Source organism: Pseudomonas citrullilanati (assembly GCF_030580855.1).
Classification (GTDB): Bacteria; Pseudomonadota; Gammaproteobacteria; order Pseudomonadales; family Pseudomonadaceae; genus Aquipseudomonas; species Aquipseudomonas citrulli.
This window is the reverse complement of the sequence record NZ_JAUQOP010000003.1, coordinates 172,771-192,007: the sequence shown is the minus strand read 5'-3', so window position 1 is coordinate 192,007 and position 19,237 is coordinate 172,771. Positions and strand designations below refer to the sequence as shown.

The window sequence follows — 19,237 nt, the reverse complement described above, 5'->3', positions numbered from 1 at the left end:
AAGCGTCAGCGAGCAGTGGCTTGTTGGAATTGAGTTGTGTAGCGGTTTTCTAACTGGGTGATCTGGGTCAGCAGCGCCGGGATGTCGAGAATCAGCGCCACGGCGCCGCTGCCGAGGATGGTCGAGCCGCTGATGCCGCGCAGGGCGCCGAACAACTTGCCCAGGGGCTTGATGACGGTCTGGAACTCGCCCAGCAGGTCATCCACCACCAGCCCGGCCTTGAGTTCGGCGTAGCGCACCACCACCACGTTCTGCCGGCGCGCGGCCGGGCCTTCGTGGTTGAAATGGTCGCGCAGGTAGACCAGCGGCAGGACCTCGCCGCGCAGGTCGAGGTAACCCTGTTCGCGACTGGCGATGCCGTCGTCCTCGCTCAGTTCGACGCACTCCTGGACCATGTCCAGGGGGATGACGTAGGTGGACTGGTCGATGCCCACCAGGAAGCCATTGATGATCGCCAGGGTCAGCGGCAGGCGGATGCGCACCACGGTGCCCTGGCCCGGCTGGCTGTCCAGGTCGACGGTGCCGCGCAGCAGGGTGATGTTGCGCTTGACCACGTCCATGCCCACGCCCCGTCCGGACAGGCTGGTCACGGCCTGGGCGGTGGAGAAGCCCGGTTCGAAGATCAGGTTGTAGATCTCCTGGTCGGTGGGGTTGGCGCCGGGCGCCACCAGGCCGCGCTCCTGGGCTTTTTCCAGGATGCGGTCGCGGTTCAGGCCGGCGCCATCGTCGGCGATTTCCAGCACGATGTTGCCCGAGTCGTGGTAGGCGTTGAGGTGCAAGTGGCCCTTGGCCGGCTTGCCGGCCGCCAGCCGCGCCTCGGCGGTTTCGATGCCGTGGTCCATGGCGTTGCGCAACAAGTGCATGAGCGGGTCGCCGATCTTTTCCACCACGGTCTTGTCCAGCTCGGTTTCCGCGCCATTGATGATCAGGTCGATGTCCTTGCCCAATTCCTGGCTGACGTCGCGCACCACCCGGCGGAAGCGGTTGAAGGTTTCGCCGATGGGGATCATGCGCAGGCGCAGGGCGCCGTCGAGGATTTCTTCCACCAGGGCGGACACGCTGGAGGTGGACTCCTGCAACGGCGCGTTATGGCAGGTGCGCGCCAGCAGGCTCGCGCCAGCGCTGGCGATGACCAGTTCGCCCACCAGGTTGATCAGCTCGTCCAGCTTGTCGGCGTTGACCCTGACGTAGCTGCCGTCCTTGGCCTTGTTGTCGGTCGTCGCCGGCTGTCTGTCGACGGCGACCCGGGACGACGTGCGTGGGGTCTTGCGCTGGTCCGGCAGCAACTCGCCGGTGGCGACCAACGCGGTGTTTTCCTCGGGCTGCTCAGGCTGGGTGGTGACCAGGCCGGTGTTCGACGCGGGCGCGGCATCCTCGTCCTCGGCGGCGTCGATTTCGATGACGCAGTCTTCGCGGACGAAATCGAAGACTTCGTTGATCGCCTGGTGGCTGGCCGCCGAGCGGAACGTGATGTCGAAGCCCAGGTAGCAGGATTCGGCGTCCCAGGCCTCGATGGCGGGCAGTGCGTCCGTCAGGGTGGTGAGGTCGACGATTTCACCGAGGGTTTGCAGGTAGCGCAGGAACGACAGCGGGTCCATGCCATTGCGGAACACCTCCAGGCCGAAACGCAGGGAAATGTGCCAGAGGCGCGTTTCGGCGGGTGCGTCCGCTGCGATCTGGCTGGCTGCGGCCGGTGCCTCGGTGGAAGGGGGCGCCTGGTATTCCTGCAGGACCTGGCACAGTTCCATCTCCCGCTTCAACGCCGGCGGCGTCAGCGTCCCGCCCTGGTTGGCCACCACGTTGATCAGTTCCAGCATGTGATCGCTGGACTTGAGCAACACGGCGATCAGGCCGGTGTCCACCTCGACGCTGCCATTGCGCAGGCGATCGAGTACGTCCTCGACGATGTGGGTGAAGCTGACGATCGGTTCCAGGCCGAACAGCCCGGCCGAGCCCTTGATGGTGTGGGCCGCACGGAAGATCGCGCCGATGGCGTCATCGTCGCCGGGGTTGGTTTCCAGTTGCAGCAACGACTCTTCCATCGCCTGCAACTGTTCCCGTGCCTCGACGATGAAGGTCTGTTGTGCCTGATCGAGATTGATGCTCACGCTCATTTCCTTTGTCGTGTCGGGTCGCGAGGCCCTAGGCCGGCAGGTTGCACAGCTCGAGTGTTTCGGTGACGGCCTTGCTGCGGCCGGTCAGGGTCAGCTGGGTGCCGGCCTTGGGCGCCTCGCGCAATGCCATCAGCAGCAATTGCAGGCCGGCGCCGTCCATTTCAGTGACCTGCGACAGGTCCACCTCCATGCGCGGCGTAGCCCCCAAGTGGGGCAGCCACTGCGCGGACAGGTCGGCGGCGGTGTAGATCGTCAGTTCGCCGTCGATCTGCACCTGCGCGGTGTCATCGACGGTCTCGTACAACAAGGGCATTGCAGCCTCCAGCCATCAAGGCAGAATCAGTTTGGACACCGCCGCCAGCATCTGCGCCGGCTGGAACGGCTTGACCACCCAGGCCTTGGCACCGGCCGCCTGGCCTTCCTGTTTCTTCGATTCCTGGGATTCGGTGGTCAGCATGATGATCGGCGTGAACTTGTAGCTCGCCAGCTTCTTGACCTCCTTGACGAAGGTGATGCCGTCCATGTTCGGCATGTTCACGTCACTGATGATCAAGTGGACTTTCTGCCCGTTCAGCTTGCCCAGCGCATCCTTGCCATCGCTGGCCTCGATCACGTCGTAGCCGGCACTTTTCAACGCGATGCCGACGACCTGCCGAACGCTCGCGGAGTCGTCGACAACCAATACACTTTTAGCCATGAACGGCTCTCCTAGAAGAAGGTTATTTCCTGTGAAGCTTGTTGCACGCTCGAGTCGCCGTGGTGGTTGCGGCGCTGCTCGTCGGTGGCATAAGTGGTTTCCATGCGCGCCAGCCATTGGCGGGCGTCGATGCCGACAGCCTGGTCGGGAGACTGGCTGGCCTGCTGCAGGTGCACGTGCAGGTCTTCGATGTTGTCGCGCACGTGGCTGAGGATCTGGCTGACCCGATCCTGGAATTGCAGGCTGACCAGCACTTCGGTGAGTTCGTCGCGAATCCCGAAGCTTTCCTGTTGCAGCAGCTTGGCCGAGTCGGCCAGGCGCCCGGTCACGCTCTTGAAACGCTCCAGCACGCGCTGGATGCTTTCCTCGGAGGCACTGACCGAGTGGCTGTCCTGGTCCGCGCCGCTGGAAGCGGCCTGGACCAGTTGGGTAATGGCGGTGTTGATGATGTCGACCTTGGCCGACATTTGCTGGCCGGTCTCGCTGGACTTGCTCGACAGGCTGCGCACGGCGTCGGCCACCACCGCAAAACCACGCCCGGCTTCACCGGCACGGGCGGCTTCGATGGCGGCGTTGAGGGCCAGCAGGTTGGTCTGTGCGGCGATGGCCGCGACGTCGGCGGCCATGGTCCGCAGTTCGCCGGTGTAGGCGGTCAGGTTGCGCACCTGGGCCAGGGTTTCATCGCGGCTGGTCTGGGCCGTCCTCAAGATATCGATGAGCTGGACCAGTTCGCTTTCGCTCTGGGCGAGCACTTGCACGGCACCGCCGCTACCACTGCCGCCCAGCTCGCCAGCGGCCAGTTGCGAGGCTTGCACGGTGTCTTCCAGGCGCGAGGAAATGCCAGTGAAGCGGCTGGTCAGCGAGACAATCGCGGTTTCGGTCTGCTGCCGGGAGCTTTCCACCTGCTTGGCCCAGATCGGCATGGCGCCGAGCACGACCTCGTTGAGTTGCGCGCTGGCGTCATGGCTCAGTTGTTCGCTGGCGTGCCGCTCATGCTGGGCAATGGCAGCGGCGAATGCACGGTCGAACTGGCGGCGCTGCACCCGTGCACCCCACACGCCCGCTGCGACACCCAAGGCCAGGAGCACCGCGCTCAACGCAGTGTTCTGGCCGCTCGGGCCGTTGAGCGACAGCACGCCGATGCCGGCGACGACGGCAACGAGCACGGGGTTCCAGAGGAGGCGGGGTTGTGTGGAAGAAAAGGAATGACCGTGTGAATACGACGTCATGGTTCGGTCCTTGAACAGTGTTGCGAACAGGTTAATTGCGAATAACTGGTTATCTGCGACCCCTGGTCAGACTTGAAGACCAGTCGTCAGATTCCGATCGCTGTAGGCAATGACCTACGCAGTGCATGGCACTGTGCTATCTCAGCCTAGACGCTATGGAGGAAATGTCGAGGCGGGCCGACGAAACTCGGGTCGCTCCACGACCCAGCGCGGATAAATCCCCTCGCCACAGGGACCGATTGCGCTAAATTACCGACACCCGAACCTGCCATCAGAGTCCCCATGCCGACCCCGCCTCTCTGGAAAACCTACCTGCTGTTCCTGGCCCCCATGGTCCTGTCCAACTTCCTGCAATCGATGTCCGGCACGTTCAACAGCATCTACATCGGCCAGATGCTCGGCACCCAGTCCTTGGCGGCGGTGTCGGGAATGTTCCCCGTGGTGTTTTTCTTCATCGCGCTGGTGATCGGCCTGGGCGCGGGGGCAGGGGTACTGATCGGGCAGGCCTATGGCGCCGGCGAAACCGCGACGGTCAAGGCGGTGGCCGGTTCGACGCTGTTGCTGGGGGCGATCATCGGATTGGCGGCGGCGGTGCTCGGCAGCGTGTTCGCGCGCCAGGCGCTGCAAGGCCTGGGGACACCGGCCGATGTGCTGGACGATGCTGTTGCGTATGCCCGGGTGATGGCGTGGGTCTTGCCGATGCTGCTGGTGTTCGTGCTGTTCACCCAGTTGCTGCGCGGCGTGAGCGATACGCTGTCGCCGCTGCTGGCGTTGCTGGTGTCCACCAGTATCGGGTTGCTGCTGACGCCGGCGTTGATCCGCGGTTGGCTGGGCTTGCCGCAGATGGGTATCCGCAGTGCGGCGCTGGCGGGGCTGGTGGGCACGGCGTCGGCCATGCTCATGCTGGCCTGGCGCCTGAACCGCCGCAAACATGCCCTGGCGCCGGACCGCGCGTTGTTCGCGGCGATGCGCCTGGACCGCGAGATCCTCGGCAAGGTACTGGGCATCGGCCTACCCACCGGGTTGCAGATGGTGGTGATCTCGGTGTCGGAACTGGTGATCCTGGCGCTGGTCAATCGCCACGGGTCCCAGGCCACGGCGGCCTATGGCGCGGTGACGCAGATCGTCAACTACGTGCAATTCCCCGCGCTGTCGATTGCCATCACCGCGACGATCCTCGGCGCCCAGGCCATCGGTGCCGGACGCCTGGAACGGCTCGGGCCGATCCTGCGCACGGGGTTGTTGGTCAACGTCTGGCTCACCGGCGGGCTGGTGGTGCTGGGCTACCTGCTGTCCCACTGGCTGCTGGGGCTGTTCATCACCGATCCGGCGGCGCGGGTCCAGGCCGAACACCTGTTGCACATCATGCTCTGGAGCCTGCTGGTGTTCGGTTTCCAGGCGGTGGTCGGCGGTATCATGCGCGCCAGCGGCACGGTGTTGGTGCCGGTGGCGATCTCGATTTTCTGCATCGTCGGCGTCGAAGTGCCGGTGGCCTATCTGCTGGACGCGCACTTCGGGCTGCAAGGTGTGTGGATGGCGTTCCCGGTGGCTTACCTGAGCATGCTGGTGCTGCAGACGGTGTACTACAAGCGAGTCTGGCAACATCAGCGGATCGAGCGGTTGGTGTAGGTCAAGCGTCACGCCTGCCCACCGCAGAGTTCCTCTTTTGCAGTTCGATAACCCAAGGATCCCAATGCCTGCACAACATTCATCCACGGCCTACCGTGCCTTCCTGTTCGACATGGACGGCACGCTGCTCAACTCCATCGCCGCCGCCGAGCGCATCTGGACCCGCTGGGCCCAGCGCCACGGCGTGGACGTGGCGACGTTCCTGCCGACGATCCATGGCGTGCGTGCCATCGATACCATCGCTCGCCAGCGCTTGCCGGGGGTTGATGCCGCGGCCGAGGCCGAACGGATCACCCGGGAGGAAATCGAGGACGTCGACGGCGTGGTGCCGGTGCCCGGTGCGCTGGCGTTCCTGGAAAGCCTGCCGCCAGCGCAATGGGCAATCGTCACCTCGGCCCCCATGGCATTGGCCTTGCGCCGCATGGAAGCAGCCGGGATACCGCGTCCGGCGGTGATGGTCACCGCCGAAGACGTGAGCGACGGCAAGCCCGACCCCACGTGCTATCGGTTGGCCGCGCAACGGCTACAGGTGGCGCCGCAGGCGTGCCTGGTGTTCGAAGACGCCGACGCGGGCATCCGTGCCGGCGAGGCGGCAGGGGCGGACGTGATGGTGGTGACGGCGACCCATGCGCACCCACTGGACACGGTCCACCGCCAGATCCGGGATTATCGTGGGCTGGTCGTCCGCCGGGATGACCAGGGATCGCTGCGGCTGGACCCCGTCCAATAACCGGCGCACCGCAGGAAGGACGTCATCGCTCCCACTGCTCAAGCAGGATCGAGACGAATTTTTCCGCCGCCGGGGACAACGATGCTCCGCGCCGATACACCAGCCCCAACGAACGGTTCACCACGGGCTCGATCAGCGGCACGCTGACCAGCGTAGGGTGATCCTCGGCCGGCATCGCCAGGCTCGGCATGGCCGAGACCCCGAGTCCGGCTTCCACCAGGCCCAGCGACGTCGACAGGTGCTGGACCTCATAGAACCATTGCGGGCGCCAGCTCAGGCCCGACAGCGCGTGGTCCAGCAGCATCCGGTTGCCGCTCAGGCGACCGACGCCGATCAGGCGGTAACGGCTCAGTTCCGACCAGGTCACCGCGCTGCGTTTGGCCAACTCATGGTCGCGTCGACACGCCAGGACAAACGGCTCATTGACCAACGGGACGAACTCGATGTCGGGGTGCTGGCCGCTCATCATGTTGATGCCGAAGTCGGCTTCGCCCCGCAGGACCGCCTCCAATCCTTCGTTGGCGCTGAGGTCCAGCAGGCGAATGCGGATCTGTGGGTAGCGCTCGTTGTACAGGCGGATGACCGAGGGCAGGAAGTAGAAGGCCGCCGTCGGGATGCAGGCGAGGGTGACCCGGCCACTCTGCCGCTCGGCGAGCTCGCGGATATTGAGGATCGAGTCGTCGAAGTCATCCAGCAGGCGCCGGGCCTTGGGCAGGAAGTCCCGGCCGACGCTGGTCAGGCTCACCCGGCGGGTGGTGCGATCGAGCAGGGCGGTTCCCAATCCTTCCTCGAGCTTTTTCATCCGCCGGCTCAAGGCAGGCTGGGACAGGTGCAACGCGTCCGCCGCCTCATGGAAGCTCCCCAGTTCAGCGATTTTCACGAAAGAACGAATATCGTTAAGCTCGTATTGCATCTTTTTATCCCATTTCAACAATGGCCCATGCCTGGATCACTGCGCGGTTTTTCATGCGCAGAGTGAAATAATAGCGCCGATATTTGCATTGGAAACAATTTTCAAAGGCTGCGACTCTTGCGATCAAGACATCAATTGCTCCGATTGATCAACAAGAGTCAGTGTTATGCAACGAATTCCTTGTGTGCTGATGCGCGGTGGTACTTCCAAGGGGCCGGTGTTCCTCGCCTGGGACCTGCCGGTGGCGATCGAAGAGCGAGACGAACTGCTGCTCAACCTGATGGGCTCTGGCCATGAGCTGGAGATCGACGGTATCGGCGGTGGCAGCCCGCAGACCAGCAAGGTCGCGATCGTCAGCCCCTCGCTCCACCCGGACGCCGATGTCGATTACCTGTTCGTGCAGGTGATGGTGTCCCAGCGGCGGGTCGACACAGCGCCCAACTGCGGCAACATGCTGTGTGCCGTCGGCCCGTTCGCCGTCGAGCAGGGCTTGGTAAAAGCCTCCTCGGACCTGACCCAGGTGCGCATTCGCAACCTCAACACCGGCACGTTCGTGAACGCGCAAGTGCAGACCCCCGGCGGCAAAGTCAGCTATGAAGGCGATACCTCCATCGACGGCGTTCCCGGCACCGCTGCACCTGTGCAACTGACGTTCCTCGATGCGGCGGGCAGCAAGACCGGCAAGCTTTTCCCGACCGGAAACAAACAGGATGTGTTCGACGGCATCCCCGTGACCTGCATCGACATGGCCATGCCGATGATGATCGTCGAAGCGGGCCGGGTGGGTAAGCGCGGCGACGAAAGCCCGGCGGAGCTGGATGCCGACAAGGAGTTCCTGCGCCGCCTGGAGTCCCTGCGCTTGCAAGCGGGGCTGGCGATGGGCCTGGGGGATGTCAGCGACAAAGTCATTCCCAAGCCGGTGCTGGTATCGCCGGCCAAAGCGGGCGGGACCTTTCAGGTACGCTATTTCATGCCCCACAATTGCCACCGGGCGCTGGCGATCACGGGCTCCATTGGCCTGGCGACGGCGTGCCTCACCGAGGGTAGCGTGGTTGCGCAATTGCTCGGCGGGGCCCATGAGCCGCGCTTGGAGCACGTGCGCATCGAACACCCCAGTGGCGGTATCGACGTTGTACTGTCCTACACCGGCACCGACGGTGAGACGATTCGTGCCTCGGTCGTGCGCACGTCACGCCGGCTGTTTTCCGGTTATGTCTATGCCGCGGCTCCCCAGCGACTCGTCGGATAGCTTGCCCGGTCGTTGCCGTTTCCTGCATCAGCACAATTCTAAAAATGGGTGATGCCATGAAAGTTGTAAAAACGCTCTACTTCAAGATCCTCATCGCCGTGCTGTTGGGCGTGCTGGTCGGACATTTCTGGTCGCAGCAAGCGATCGCCCTGAAGCCGCTGGGCGATGCCTTCATCAAGTTGATCAAGATGATGATCGCACCGGTGGTGTTCTGCACGATCGTCACCGGGATCGCGGGCATGAGCGATAAGCGCTCCCTGGGACGCCTGTTGAGCAAGACCCTGCTGTTGTTCCTGGGCCTGACCGTGATCAGCCTGGTCATCGGCCTGGTCTCGGTCTACCTGTTCAAGCCCGGTATGGGCATGAACATCGACCCCAGCCAGCTGAGCACCAAGGGCTTGTCGCAGTACACCGATTCCGCCGCGAAGCTGAGCGTCGTCGAGTTCTTCATGCACATCATCCCCGATACGTTCATCGGTGCCTTCAGCAAGGGTGAAGTGCTGCCGGTGCTGTTCATCGCGGTGTTGTCGGGTTTCGCCCTGTCGGCCATCGGCGAGCGCGGCAAGCCGGTACTGGATGTACTGGAATCCGCCTCGCACATGGTGTTCAAGATTTTCGCCTACCTGATGCGCTTCGCTCCGATCGGCGCCTTCGGCGCGTTGGCGTTCACCGTCGGCCAATACGGCATCACCTCGTTGGGAGCGCTGGCCAAGCTGATCATGACGCTGTACATCGCCTGCGCCTTCTTCGTCATCGTGGTGCTGGGCGGCCTCTGCCGGGCCAATGGCTTCAGTCTCTGGAAGCTGTTGCGTTACTTGCGCGAGGAGTTTCTGGTGGTGCTCGGGACCTCTTCCACCGAGCCGGTGATGCCGCGGATGCTGGAAAAACTGCAGGCGCTGGGTTGCAAGAAAGGCGTGGTGGGCCTGGTGCTGCCAACCGGGTATTCGTTCAATCTCGATGGCACGGCGATCTACCTGTCCCTGGCGGCGGTGTTCATTGCGCAGGCCTGCAACATCGACCTCACGCTCGGGCAGACCGTGACGATGCTGGCGATCATGCTGTTGTCTTCCAAGGGCGCGGCCGGCGTCACCGGTTCCGGCTTCGTCGCCTTGGCGTCGACCCTGACGGTGATCCATGACATCCCCCTGGCCGGCCTGGCCCTGTTGATCGGCATCGATCGTTTCATGTCGGAGGCGCGGGCCTTGACCAGCCTGGCGAGTAACGCCGTTGCGACAGTGGTCATCGCCATTTCCGAGGACGCCTGCGATCGCGACCAGTTGGCGCGCATGCTGGACGGCAAGCCGGCGCCCGCGGCCGCACAGGCCCAGGCTGAAGCCTGGGAGCCGCCGAAAATCACCAAGCCCGTCTAGCCGGTTGCCCCGGTCCCGACAGTACTTTTCCCCATCCCTCATTGAAGCCCCGCCAGGCGCCGTTCATCGTGCTGCCCGGCGGGCCAGGGGCCGTGCGCCTTGGCGTCGGCCACGCGACTCATAAGAACAAGAGAACAGACCTATGCTCGCATTGCTTGGCTTGGCCATGGTGGTCGTCTTCACCGTTTTGATCATGACCAAACGGCTGTCGCCGATTGTCGCCCTGACCGTGGTGCCTATTGTGTTCGCTGTCCTGGGTGGGTTTGGCGGCACCACCGGCAAGATGATGCTCGACGGCCTGAAAATGGTCGCTCCGTCGGCGGCGTTGCTGCTGTTCGCGATCCTGTTCTTCGGCTTGATGATCGACGCCGGCTTGTTCGACCCGCTGATCCGCAAGATTCTCAAGCGGGTCAACGGCGACCCGATGAAAATTGCCATCGGCACCGCGCTGCTTTCGCTGATGGTGGCGCTGGACGGCGACGGCACCACCACCTACATGATCACCTGCGCAGCCATGCTCCCGTTGTACAAGCGCATCGGGATGAACCCGATGATCCTGGCGACCATTGCCATGCTGTCGTTGAGCATCATGAGCGGCATGACGCCCTGGGGCGGGCCCGCCACTCGTGCGATTGCGGCGCTGGGGCTCGATGCCGGCGATTACTTCGTGCCTTTGCTGCCCACCATGATGGGCGGGGCGATGTGGGTGGTCTTCACCGCGTTCCTGCTGGGGCGCGCCGAACGCAAGCGCATCGGCAACATCCAGTTGGAGAGTGGCGGCGGCAACTGCTACATCAAGGCGATTCTGGAAGACACCCCGTACAAGCGTCCGAAGCTGGCCTACGTCAACCTGCTGCTGGTCATCGCCGTGATGGTCGCCCTGGTGATGGGGGTCATGCACTCCGCGATCCTGTTCCTGATCGGGTTCGTGCTGGCGTTGATGATCAACTACCCGCAACTGGACATTCAGAAGGAACGCATCCTCGCCCATTCGGGCAACGCCATGACCGTGGTGCTGCTGGTCTTCGCCGCGGGCATCTTCGCCGGCATTTTCTCCGGCACCAAGATGGTCGACGCCCTCGCGCAAACCCTGGTCGACTGGATTCCACCGTCCTGGGGGCACCTGTTCCCGCTGGTGGTGGCAATCACCAGCATGCCGCTGACGTTCGTGCTGTCCAACGATGCCTATTACTTCGGCGTGGTGCCGATCCTGGCCAATGCGGCGGCGGCCTATGGCATCGAGCCGGTTGAGATCGCCCGGGCGTCGATCCTCGGCCAGCCGGTGCACCTGATGAGCCCGCTGGTGGCCTCGACCCTGTTGCTGGTGGGCATGGTGGATCGCGACATCGGCGACTTCCAGAAAGCCACCGTCAAGTGGGCCGTGTCGACGTCGCTGGTCATTACCGCGCTGGCCCTGCTGACCGGGGCGATCAGTCTCTTCACCTGACGTATCCTTTTGGGTCTACTTGCGCTACGACATTGCACGGGTGACCGGGTAGCGGGCCGCGCTGCCAGTTTCACCCGGCTTCGCGCAACGCACCGCGGATAAGCGCCGCGAACGCTTGGGTCGCCTCATCCTTGTCATACCGTCCTCGCACCAGTGCACCCGCCAACGCTTCGCCCGCGCCAACCAAACCGGTGCAGCGGCGTTCCAGTTCAACCGCCGACAACGCGGCGTGAGGCTGGAGCACGCTAGTGAACATCTGCACGCAGTTATCCAGCAGCTCCTGGAACACCGCGGCCTTTTCGTCGCTGCCGGCCAGCGCCGCGCCTACCGCATAGAATTCGTCGGTGTTGTCGGCCGCGCATTGGATGTAGGCACTGGCCAGTAGCTGGGCGGTCTCTTCCAGCGTCCGGGCGGTCCCGGCCATGGCGTCGCGAAAGGCGCTGACCCGTTCGGTGTCGATCCATCTGTACAGCTCGATCAACAGCAGCGAGCGGGTGGCGAAATGATCGTAGACCACCGGTTTGGATACACCTGCGCGCACTGCCAGGTGCCCCAGGGTCAGGCGATCGGCACCTTCCTCGCGCACGATCAGCAAGGCGGTGTCCAGCAGCTGTTGCCATCGTTCGGCCTTCGAAAGCCGGCGGTTGGAAGACGTGGCCGGGGACTCGCTTTCTGTTTGCACTTCGTCGCTCCAAGTTAAAAAACCTACCAATAGTAGGTGGCTGGGTGTAGGGTTGGTATTGCTTCCTACCAACGGTAGGTTAACCACACAGGCTACTCGGAGAACATACCATGTCTATCGATCCCATTCTGTTCATGGGCGGCTCGGGCGCCATCGGCCATCATTCCGCACAAGCATTGCGCGCGCTTTACCCCGGCGTACCGTTGCTGATCGGCGGACGCGACCTGGACAAGGCCCAGCGGGCGGCGGAGCAGATCGGCGGGGCGCAGGGCGTGCTGATCGACGCCGCTGCGCAGGACCTGGGGCTTGGCGATCGCCCAGTCAGCGCCGTCGTGGTGTTCTACATGGATCACGCCCTTGCGGGGCTGCGTTTCGCTCAGATGCGCGGTGTGCCGCACCTGAGCATTTCGTCCGGCATCTTCGAGATCGCGCCGGAAATCGCCACCTACATGCACCGGCCCGATGCCGCCGCCATTGTCCTCGGCTACGAGTGGATGGCCGGCGCGACGACCGTGGCGACGCTGGATGTTGCCCAAGCGTTCAGCCGTGTGCATGCGATCAAGATCAGTGCGTTGGTCGATGAACAGGACACCGGCGGCCCGACGGTCGCGGCCGACTTCGAACACCTCAACAAAATGCTGCCAGCCGCGCTGACCCGACGCGAGGGCGTGTACCTTTGGCGCGAGGACGAAGCGGCCACGGCGCGCTTTCACGCAGTGGACGGCAGGGAGATCGAAGCCAAGGGCTTTTCGTCCATCGACGTCGTCGGGCTGGCCGCCGCCACGGGGGCGCCCGATGTCCAGTTCAACATCGCCATCGGCACGAGCTCGACCCGACTCCGGGGCGGTCCCATGTCGACCGAGATCATCATTGAACTGGCGGGCGAGGATCGCCAGGGCAACGCGCTACGTACCCGCCACGCACTCGTGCACCCGGCGGGGACCGCACCGCTGACCGGCCTCAGCGTCGCCTCGCTCCTCGAGCGCCTGCTCGGCCTCGACGGGCAACCACCCACCGCGCCCGGCCTCTATTTCCCTTATCAATTGCTGGACGCCGCGACGTATCGGCAACGCCTGGAGAAGGAGGGCGCAACGTTGCGGCTGATGGCGTGATGTCAATCTGATTCTGGAGGGACGCGAGTAAGTGATTGGGAGGTGGGCCGTGCGGGTAGGAGGTAACCCATGGCCGCTCGTTGCATGGTGGCTTTCTGCCTACTACGCTCACCTCGAAGGGATTCGGCTGTTCCCTGGATCATTCCGAACAGATTTGAGGAAGAGCCCCCATGAAGCGTCCGACGTGTGTCTCCCTGGCTTTTATAATGCTCGCGATTGTCGCTGGCTGTGCCCCCTACAAGAATTCCCGCACCCTTGAGGCAGAAGACAGGCTTTTACTCTACACAGAAATGACCAAGGGGACTGGCGCCGAAAAGGTCAAGACCGACGTCATGTGCCCCGAGCCGAGTCCGGATGCACTCAAGACGCTGGCCGCGTCCATGAGTGTCGAAAAGCAGGATGTGGCAGCGTTGGCGGCTGCTTATTCCGAGGGTGGGGCAAACATTGGCCTACGTACGCATTCGATACAGCTGCTGCGCGATCAGCTTTTTTCCATCTGCCAGGCCTATGCCAATGGCGCGCTGTCCAAGCCGGCCTATCAGATGTTGCTGACCCGCAACCAGAGAAATACGGTAGCGCTGATGGCGGTCGAGCAACTGACAGGCGTTCTTCGAACCCCGAGCGTGACATTGTCGGGTGCCAGTTCGGTAGGGCCCAACAACGATCTGATCAAAGCGGTCGAGAAACTGAAAGAGGGCGCTGAAAAGGATTTCAATGCGTTGTCGGCTGAAGACAAGAAGAAAGCCGAGGAGGCCTATAAAGCCAAGATCGCGGCCTATGACAAACAGATAAAGGACGCCAAGGACCAGATCGTGGCAGCGGCCGTTTCAACGGAGTCGAAGCCCGGCTCCAATGGCGGGATAGATTCCGCTTCGGTAGGCGCTGTCGTGACCGCCGTTCAACACATTACCGATCAGGTCAACGATGTGAATGACCTGTTCTACATCTGCCTGGAAGTGATCCAGACAGCACCGGCGAACGGCGCGCAGATTCCTGCGGCATTGAAGGACACCTGTGACCAGGTGTTCCAGCAAGCGAAGGACAGAGGCGTAAAAGGCGGCGCGGGGGTTGGAGCCAACTCTTGAGCATCGATGCAAGGAAAGCCCCCGTAGCGCGGGCTTCTCAGCCAAGACAGCCAATGGCCCGGGCCAGATTGGTCCGGGCCTGCTGCTCGAACGCGTCGAAGTACGCCGCGGTCGCATAGAGGCGCTCGCGTGCCAGGAAGCCTTCCAGGATCTGGCGCCGCTTGCGGCGGTACAGGAACCACGGCACGTGCCGGTATTCGCGTCGCACTTGTTGGTCGTATTCCTCGAAGCGTTCGGGCGACGCGCCAAGGATGGCCAGGTCAGTGTCCACCAGCACCGCTTCATCGACCGTCGCCGGGGCGCCGTCGTGTCGCGTGACCATGACCAGGTCATGCAGCCGGCGTCGCGTTGCATCGTCCAGGCCGCTCTCGCGTGCCACGGCGTCCAGCCATTGCGCGCTGCGCAGTTCGTTGTCGTGGCGACGGGGGGCGTAGATCGCGTCGTGGAACCACAGTGCGAGGTCGATCTCGGCGGCGGATTGGCAGGGGGCGTCGGTGGATCGGCGTATCCGCAGGCATTCTTCCAGATGTTGGTCCGTGTGGTAGGCGCGGTGCGGTTCGCCGTAGTGCTCAATGAGCGCCTGGTGCGTGTCTCGCGGCGGGCATTGCACCCCGAGCGCCGCCCAGACGCAGGCCCAGGCGGAAAAAGCCAGGTGTTCAGGCAGCTCCCGTTCAGCGTGTAGGGGGGTATCGGGCGGTAATGGCTTCAATCCAGCGGCACCAGGGATTTAACGGTGGAGATGATGCTGTCGATATCGAAGGGCTTGGCGACGACACGGGCGAACAGGTCGGCCCGCTCCAGCCCGAGATGAGCCTGTGCACCGCTCATCAGGATGATCGGTATGGCCTGGAACGGTTCCTTGCGTTTTACGGACTCGGCAAACTCGATCCCGGTCATGCCCGGCATCATGAAGTCCGTGATGATCAAGTCTGGCCGTTCTCTCTCCAGAATCTCCAGCGCCTTGACCGCACTGCCCGCCGTAATCGCGGCGAACCCCTCGTCTTCGAGGGCAAAACTGAGGATGTCGGCGATCAAGTACTCATCATCGATAATCAGGATCGTCTTCATTTTCCGCTCATGCTCCAAGACAGCCTTCTTCGGAACCTGGAGCGAAATACAAGCGTTGATCGCCAGCTCGTTGCCACTCGCATTATTCAGACCTTTCTGACGACGATACCGGCATTGCCCATCACCACCTCGAGAAGCGAGAGGTCATAGGGATTGTCCCTGATCTTGAGAATCGACAGTTGCCGTTGAAGTTCAGATCCGCTGCGCCCGAACTGGATGAGTAGCAGGTTATCCATCACGCTGGACAGCTCTGGCACGGCCAGGACGAACTGATCACTGAACATGCGCTGGATTTCCCAGGACGCGATGACCGTCACGCCGCGGGAACGCAGCTCGCCTAGCACGGTGGTCAATACCTCGAGTACGCGTGTCTGGTCGGCGGCGACCCTGCCCATGGCCACCAGGCTGTCGATGAATACGCGCTTGATGCGCTTCTGCTCGACCATGGCGAGCAATTGGTACGCCACGCGGTCAATCAGGCCTGTCGAGGCGGAGTTCCAGGCCAGGTGCAACGCCCCGGCTTCTTCCATCCCGGCAAAGTCGTGGCCGAGGGCCTTCGCCTTCATGCGCATGCGTTGCGGAGATTCGTGGAAGCCAAAATACAGGCCCGGTTCCTCAGCGGTGGAGCCAGCCAGGAATTGCGCACCGACGGAGGTCTTTCCGGCACCGGACGGGCCCATGATCAGCGTGACCGAGGACGTCTTCAGCCCACCGCCGATCTGGGGATCCAGGGATGGGATACCGCAGCTGATCATCTCCATGTGATCGCTGTCCTTGAGCGGAGGATGGGTCAGGACACTTTCGATCCGCGGGTAGATGGTGATGCCTTTCTCGGTGATCTCGAACTCATGGGGGCCGGTGATCGCGCCGCTGCCACGGGTCTTGCGCAGTTTTATCCGGCGCACGGATTTGCAGGCGATGGTTTCCTCGCCCATCTCGATGACGCCATCGACCATGGTGTGTTCGGGGCTGCCATCGTCCAGCTGGGAGCTGGTCAGGAACAGTACGGTGCAGCCGGCAAATGCCGCGTGGCCCTGCAGCTCGGAGATGAACTGCTTGGTGTCCAGCGGCGTTTCCGCTTTCGAACGGGCATTGAGCAAGCCATCGAGGATCAGCAGGCTGGATTTCTGCCGGCTGATTTCCCGGCGCAACAGCTTGACCACTTCATCCAGCCCGTCGTTCTCCAGCGTATCGAACGCGCTGACGAACTGGATGTTCTGATTGACCTCTTCCTTGTTGTAGAAGCTCAGCGTGGAAAGAAACTGGAAGAGCCGGTCATGGGGTTCGGCCAGCAACGTGGCGAAAAGCACGCGGCCGCCATGGCCGATGTGGTGGAAACCGATCTGGTTTGCCAGGATGGTCTTTCCCGAACCCGGCCGCCCTTGGATGATGTAGGACGAGCCAGCGATGAGGCCTCCCTTCAACAGCGTATCGAGGCCGTCAATCCCGCTCTCAAGGCGTTTAAGCTGTTTCAACTCTGGTCCCTCTGCACTGATCTTCATCGCGATTCATGGAGTGCTGCTCACGCACAGCGTGTCTCGCATGCAAAGGTTGTAGTGTAAACCCTGGCATGTGGTTTTACGGCTCAATGTTTATCGATATGCATGGAGACTGCCTTGGTGGCACAGAGTTCGGAAAACGGGCAGCGTTTCAAGGGTTTGCGCTTGCATAAACGAGTCGCTCTTTCTGGCGGGAATGAAACAGCAGCAGCATGAAAGGGAAGGGGCGCGGGCCCCTTCTGGTGGATCACTGGCGCACGTAGCATTTGATGAAGCTGCGGAACAGGTCGAGGCCGTTTTCGGTCAGGATGCTCTCCGGGTGAAACTGCACCCCTTCCACCGGCAGGTGACGGTGACGAACACCCATGACATAGCCATCGTCCGTGGACCTTGAAGCGACTTCCAGGCAGTCGGGCAATTGCTCGTCGCCGACCATCAACGAATGATAACGAGTGGCTTGTATGGCACGTGCACCGGTATGGCCATAGACGCCCTTTCCGTCGTTCTCGATCTGGCTCACCTTGCCGTGCATCACGTGCGGCGCGCGGCAGACGTGGGCACCGAAGGCCAGGCCGATGGCCTGGTGACCGAGGCAGACGCCCAGTAGCGGCAGGCGTCCCTTGAAGTGATGGATCACCTCGATGTAGCCGACATCGGCCGGATGCCCGGGACCGGGGCCCAGCACGCAGAAGTCCGGCGCGAACGCCTCGATGCGCTGGAGAAGGTCCGGTACGTCGTGACGCTCGACGCGGGTTTCCAGCCCCAGTTGCTCCAAGTACTGGCTGATGATGAAGACGAAGCTGTCATAGGCGTCGATGAGGAATACTTTCACAGTCCGATCTCCTTGCCGGTCACCGCCCGGTACACAGACCCCATCTTGTACAACGTTTCCTTCCACTCCATTTCGGGGACCGAGTCGGCGACCACACCGGCGGAGGCCCGCAGGTGGTAGGTGCCCTCGTCGAAGACCGTCGAACGAATGCACAACGCGGTGTTGACGCTGCCGTCGAAACCCACCAGGCCCAGGGCCCCGGCGTAGATGCCCCGGCGGTTGCTTTCCATGCCTTCGATCAACTCCATCGCCCTGACCTTGGGGGCGCCGGACATGGTGCCGGCGGGGAACGAGGCCTTGATCACGTCGTAGGCGTCGAGCCCCGGGAGCAACAGGCCACGGACGTTCGAGACCATGTGATAGAGGTGCGAATACTCTTCCACCAGCATGAACTCATCGACCTCCAGCGAGCCGGCCTGGCAGACGCGGCCGATGTCGTTGCGGCACAGGTCGATGAGCATCAGGTGCTCGGCACGCTCCTTCTCCGAACGCGTCAACTCCAGGACCAGTTCGGTCGGGTCGACGCCAGGTTTCTTGCCGACGGTGCCGGCAATCGGCCGCATCTCGATCAGGTCGTCCTTGATCCGCACGAACAGCTCGGGGCTGGCGCCGATCAGGTCGATACCACCCACGTGGGCCAGGTACATGTAGGGCGATGGGTTGCGTAGCCTCAGGTGCTGGTACACGTCCAGCGGCTTGACCTGCGAACGAATCCGGATCTCGTGGCCGAGCTGGATCTGATAGACGTCGCCGGCGCGGATGTGCTCCATCGCCACTTCGACGCGTTGGCGAAATTGCTCCGGGGACACCGTGCGGGCTTCCTCGAAGGTCTCCGGGTAGGCTGGCAGGTCCGGTGTTCCAGCCGGCGCGTTGGCGGCCAGGAAGGGATAGTCTTCCACGGTGCGGGTCGCCCACAGGGGGTGGTTGTTGATCAGGGTTTCGACGATGCCGTTGCTGTGCAGGTACACCAGCGTCTGGTAGACCGACAGGGCGATGAGCGGGTAGTCGTAGGTCTGTTCGGCCAGGTCGGGGAGCCGCTCGATCAGGCGAACGCAGTCGTAGGAAAAATAGCCGAAGAACGCCAGGCTGGAAGGCGCATTGGCCGCCGGCAGGAAGGCTGCCTGGATGGCTCGGAGCAGGTTCCATGCAGCCTCGCTGTCGGGCAGGTGGATCTTGTGCTCGCGATCGATCTGTACGCCATCCTCTTGCAGGTGGGTGTACAGGTGCTCGCAAAGCGCGGGACAACCGCGCAGCTGCGCCTGGCCCTCGTCGATACACACCTCGAACAGCGGCTCGAGCCCGATGATCGTCGCCCGGCGATCACGGCTCGGACCGGAGAGCGATTCAAGAATGAAGACAGACTCACGACCCAACTGGGTCGCTGCACTTGCATATATACCCAGTGCGTCCATGGCACGACGTTCTTCACGACGAAGAACATTGACGTCAATTAATGTTTTATTCACGGTTAATACCATTTTCAAGGTGCAGCGATTCAGGCACTGCATTTAGCGAGCGCCACGGAAATATAAAGTGGATAAACACTTTAAATAGAAATTGACGGATTTCCTGAACGTGTTT

General features: G+C 62.8%; 17 protein-coding genes and 1 pseudogene. 7 read left to right on the top strand and 11 right to left on the bottom strand.

Annotated elements, in window-relative coordinates:
* Positions 1–5 precede the first annotated feature (5 nt).
* From Q6A48_RS03835 to Q6A48_RS03820, 4 genes and pseudogenes are all read right to left on the bottom strand, one after another.
* Entirely contained in the window at positions 6–2,108 is a 2,103-nt protein-coding gene (locus Q6A48_RS03835) for a chemotaxis protein CheA (protein WP_304552126.1), read from the bottom strand.
* A 34-nt stretch (positions 2,109–2,142) separates the two neighbouring features.
* Complete coding sequence (locus Q6A48_RS03830; protein ID WP_304552124.1) at positions 2,143–2,427, bottom strand: STAS domain-containing protein; 285 nt, start codon at positions 2,425–2,427, stop codon at positions 2,143–2,145.
* Positions 2,428–2,442: 15 nt separating this feature from the next.
* A complete protein-coding gene (locus tag Q6A48_RS03825) occupies positions 2,443–2,811 on the bottom strand; it encodes a response regulator (RefSeq protein WP_003203044.1) in 369 nt (122 codons plus the stop codon).
* A gap of 11 nt (positions 2,812–2,822) precedes the next feature.
* Positions 2,823–3,767 (bottom strand): annotated as a pseudogene (locus Q6A48_RS03820) (methyl-accepting chemotaxis protein); the annotation flags it as partial.
* Between the two features lie 555 nt (positions 3,768–4,322).
* Between Q6A48_RS03820 and Q6A48_RS03815 the strand changes: the two are divergent.
* Together Q6A48_RS03815 and Q6A48_RS03810 are read left to right on the top strand one after the other, a co-directional pair.
* The gene (locus tag Q6A48_RS03815) at positions 4,323–5,669 is read left to right on the top strand and encodes an MATE family efflux transporter (protein ID WP_304552099.1); all 1,347 of its coding nucleotides are present in this window, start codon (positions 4,323–4,325) and stop codon (positions 5,667–5,669) included.
* 64 nt (positions 5,670–5,733) lie between these two features.
* Positions 5,734–6,399: an HAD-IA family hydrolase gene (locus Q6A48_RS03810; RefSeq protein WP_304552097.1), complete on the top strand. Its 666-nt coding sequence runs from the start codon at positions 5,734–5,736 to the stop codon at positions 6,397–6,399.
* Positions 6,400–6,421: 22 nt separating this feature from the next.
* On the opposite strand, the gene Q6A48_RS03805 is transcribed toward Q6A48_RS03810, so the two are convergent.
* Positions 6,422–7,312 carry a LysR family transcriptional regulator gene (locus Q6A48_RS03805; RefSeq protein ID WP_304552095.1) on the bottom strand — a complete coding sequence of 297 codons (891 nt, stop codon included), beginning with the start codon at positions 7,310–7,312 and terminating at the stop codon, positions 6,422–6,424.
* Positions 7,313–7,478: 166 nt separating this feature from the next.
* Here Q6A48_RS03805 and Q6A48_RS03800 point away from each other — a divergent pair, with 166 nt between their 5' ends.
* The 3 genes from Q6A48_RS03800 (at position 7,479) to Q6A48_RS03790 (ending at position 11,378) form a co-directional block, all read left to right on the top strand.
* Positions 7,479–8,561 carry a 4-oxalomesaconate tautomerase gene (locus Q6A48_RS03800; RefSeq protein WP_304552094.1) on the top strand — a complete coding sequence of 361 codons (1,083 nt, stop codon included), beginning with the start codon at positions 7,479–7,481 and terminating at the stop codon, positions 8,559–8,561.
* Between the two features lie 44 nt (positions 8,562–8,605).
* A complete protein-coding gene (dctA, locus tag Q6A48_RS03795; protein ID WP_304552092.1) occupies positions 8,606–9,931 on the top strand; it encodes a C4-dicarboxylate transporter DctA in 1,326 nt (441 codons plus the stop codon).
* A gap of 142 nt (positions 9,932–10,073) precedes the next feature.
* Positions 10,074–11,378: a CitMHS family transporter gene (locus Q6A48_RS03790; RefSeq protein WP_304552090.1), complete on the top strand. Its 1,305-nt coding sequence runs from the start codon at positions 10,074–10,076 to the stop codon at positions 11,376–11,378.
* Positions 11,379–11,448: 70 nt separating this feature from the next.
* Here the strand turns inward: Q6A48_RS03790 and Q6A48_RS03785 are convergent, their stop codons facing one another.
* The gene (locus tag Q6A48_RS03785; protein ID WP_304552089.1) at positions 11,449–12,060 is read right to left on the bottom strand and encodes a TetR/AcrR family transcriptional regulator; all 612 of its coding nucleotides are present in this window, start codon (positions 12,058–12,060) and stop codon (positions 11,449–11,451) included.
* Positions 12,061–12,170: 110 nt separating this feature from the next.
* On the opposite strand from Q6A48_RS03785, the gene Q6A48_RS03780 reads away from it, so the two are divergent.
* Positions 12,171–13,172: an NAD(P)-dependent oxidoreductase gene (locus Q6A48_RS03780; RefSeq protein ID WP_304552088.1), complete on the top strand. Its 1,002-nt coding sequence runs from the start codon at positions 12,171–12,173 to the stop codon at positions 13,170–13,172.
* A 170-nt stretch (positions 13,173–13,342) separates the two neighbouring features.
* Positions 13,343–14,257 carry a hypothetical protein gene (locus Q6A48_RS03775; RefSeq protein WP_304552087.1) on the top strand — a complete coding sequence of 305 codons (915 nt, stop codon included), beginning with the start codon at positions 13,343–13,345 and terminating at the stop codon, positions 14,255–14,257.
* A gap of 37 nt (positions 14,258–14,294) precedes the next feature.
* Here Q6A48_RS03775 and Q6A48_RS03770 read toward each other — a convergent pair whose 3' ends face one another.
* The 5 genes from Q6A48_RS03770 to Q6A48_RS03750 form a co-directional block, all read right to left on the bottom strand.
* Positions 14,295–14,966, bottom strand: coding sequence for an HD domain-containing protein (locus tag Q6A48_RS03770; protein WP_304552086.1), 672 nt, complete (start codon positions 14,964–14,966; stop codon positions 14,295–14,297).
* Positions 14,963–15,325, bottom strand: coding sequence for a response regulator (locus Q6A48_RS03765; protein WP_304552085.1), 363 nt, complete (start codon positions 15,323–15,325; stop codon positions 14,963–14,965). The genes Q6A48_RS03770 and Q6A48_RS03765 overlap by 4 nt, the downstream gene beginning before the upstream one ends.
* Positions 15,326–15,411: 86 nt before the next feature.
* Positions 15,412–16,800, bottom strand: coding sequence for an ATPase domain-containing protein (locus tag Q6A48_RS03760; protein WP_304552084.1), 1,389 nt, complete (start codon positions 16,798–16,800; stop codon positions 15,412–15,414).
* A 271-nt stretch (positions 16,801–17,071) separates the two neighbouring features.
* Complete coding sequence (locus Q6A48_RS03755; protein WP_304552083.1) at positions 17,072–17,656, bottom strand: anthranilate synthase component II; 585 nt, start codon at positions 17,654–17,656, stop codon at positions 17,072–17,074.
* Positions 17,653–19,134, bottom strand: a complete 1,482-nt coding sequence (locus Q6A48_RS03750; protein ID WP_369811657.1) for an anthranilate synthase component I family protein — start codon at positions 19,132–19,134, stop codon at positions 17,653–17,655. Before Q6A48_RS03750 ends, Q6A48_RS03755 begins: the two co-directional genes overlap by 4 nt.
* Between the last annotated feature and the right edge of the window lie 103 nt (positions 19,135–19,237).

What these genes read in the sequence shown, in the direction of transcription:
- Q6A48_RS03830 (WP_304552124.1), bottom strand. Translation starts at nt 2,427, where the DNA reads ATGCCCTTGTTGTACGAGACCGTCGATGACACCGCGCAGGTGCAGATC.
- Q6A48_RS03825 (WP_003203044.1), bottom strand. Translation starts at nt 2,811, where the DNA reads ATGGCTAAAAGTGTATTGGTTGTCGACGACTCCGCGAGCGTTCGGCAG.
- Q6A48_RS03815 (WP_304552099.1), top strand. Translation starts at nt 4,323, where the DNA reads ATGCCGACCCCGCCTCTCTGGAAAACCTACCTGCTGTTCCTGGCCCCC.
- Q6A48_RS03810 (WP_304552097.1), top strand. Translation starts at nt 5,734, where the DNA reads ATGCCTGCACAACATTCATCCACGGCCTACCGTGCCTTCCTGTTCGAC.
- Q6A48_RS03805 (WP_304552095.1), bottom strand. Translation starts at nt 7,312, where the DNA reads ATGCAATACGAGCTTAACGATATTCGTTCTTTCGTGAAAATCGCTGAA.
- Q6A48_RS03800 (WP_304552094.1), top strand. Translation starts at nt 7,479, where the DNA reads ATGCAACGAATTCCTTGTGTGCTGATGCGCGGTGGTACTTCCAAGGGG.
- dctA (WP_304552092.1), top strand. Translation starts at nt 8,606, where the DNA reads ATGGGTGATGCCATGAAAGTTGTAAAAACGCTCTACTTCAAGATCCTC.
- Q6A48_RS03790 (WP_304552090.1), top strand. Translation starts at nt 10,074, where the DNA reads ATGCTCGCATTGCTTGGCTTGGCCATGGTGGTCGTCTTCACCGTTTTG.
- Q6A48_RS03780 (WP_304552088.1), top strand. Translation starts at nt 12,171, where the DNA reads ATGTCTATCGATCCCATTCTGTTCATGGGCGGCTCGGGCGCCATCGGC.
- Q6A48_RS03775 (WP_304552087.1), top strand. Translation starts at nt 13,343, where the DNA reads ATGAAGCGTCCGACGTGTGTCTCCCTGGCTTTTATAATGCTCGCGATT.
- Q6A48_RS03765 (WP_304552085.1), bottom strand. Translation starts at nt 15,325, where the DNA reads ATGAAGACGATCCTGATTATCGATGATGAGTACTTGATCGCCGACATC.
- Q6A48_RS03750 (WP_369811657.1), bottom strand. Translation starts at nt 19,134, where the DNA reads ATGGTATTAACCGTGAATAAAACATTAATTGACGTCAATGTTCTTCGT.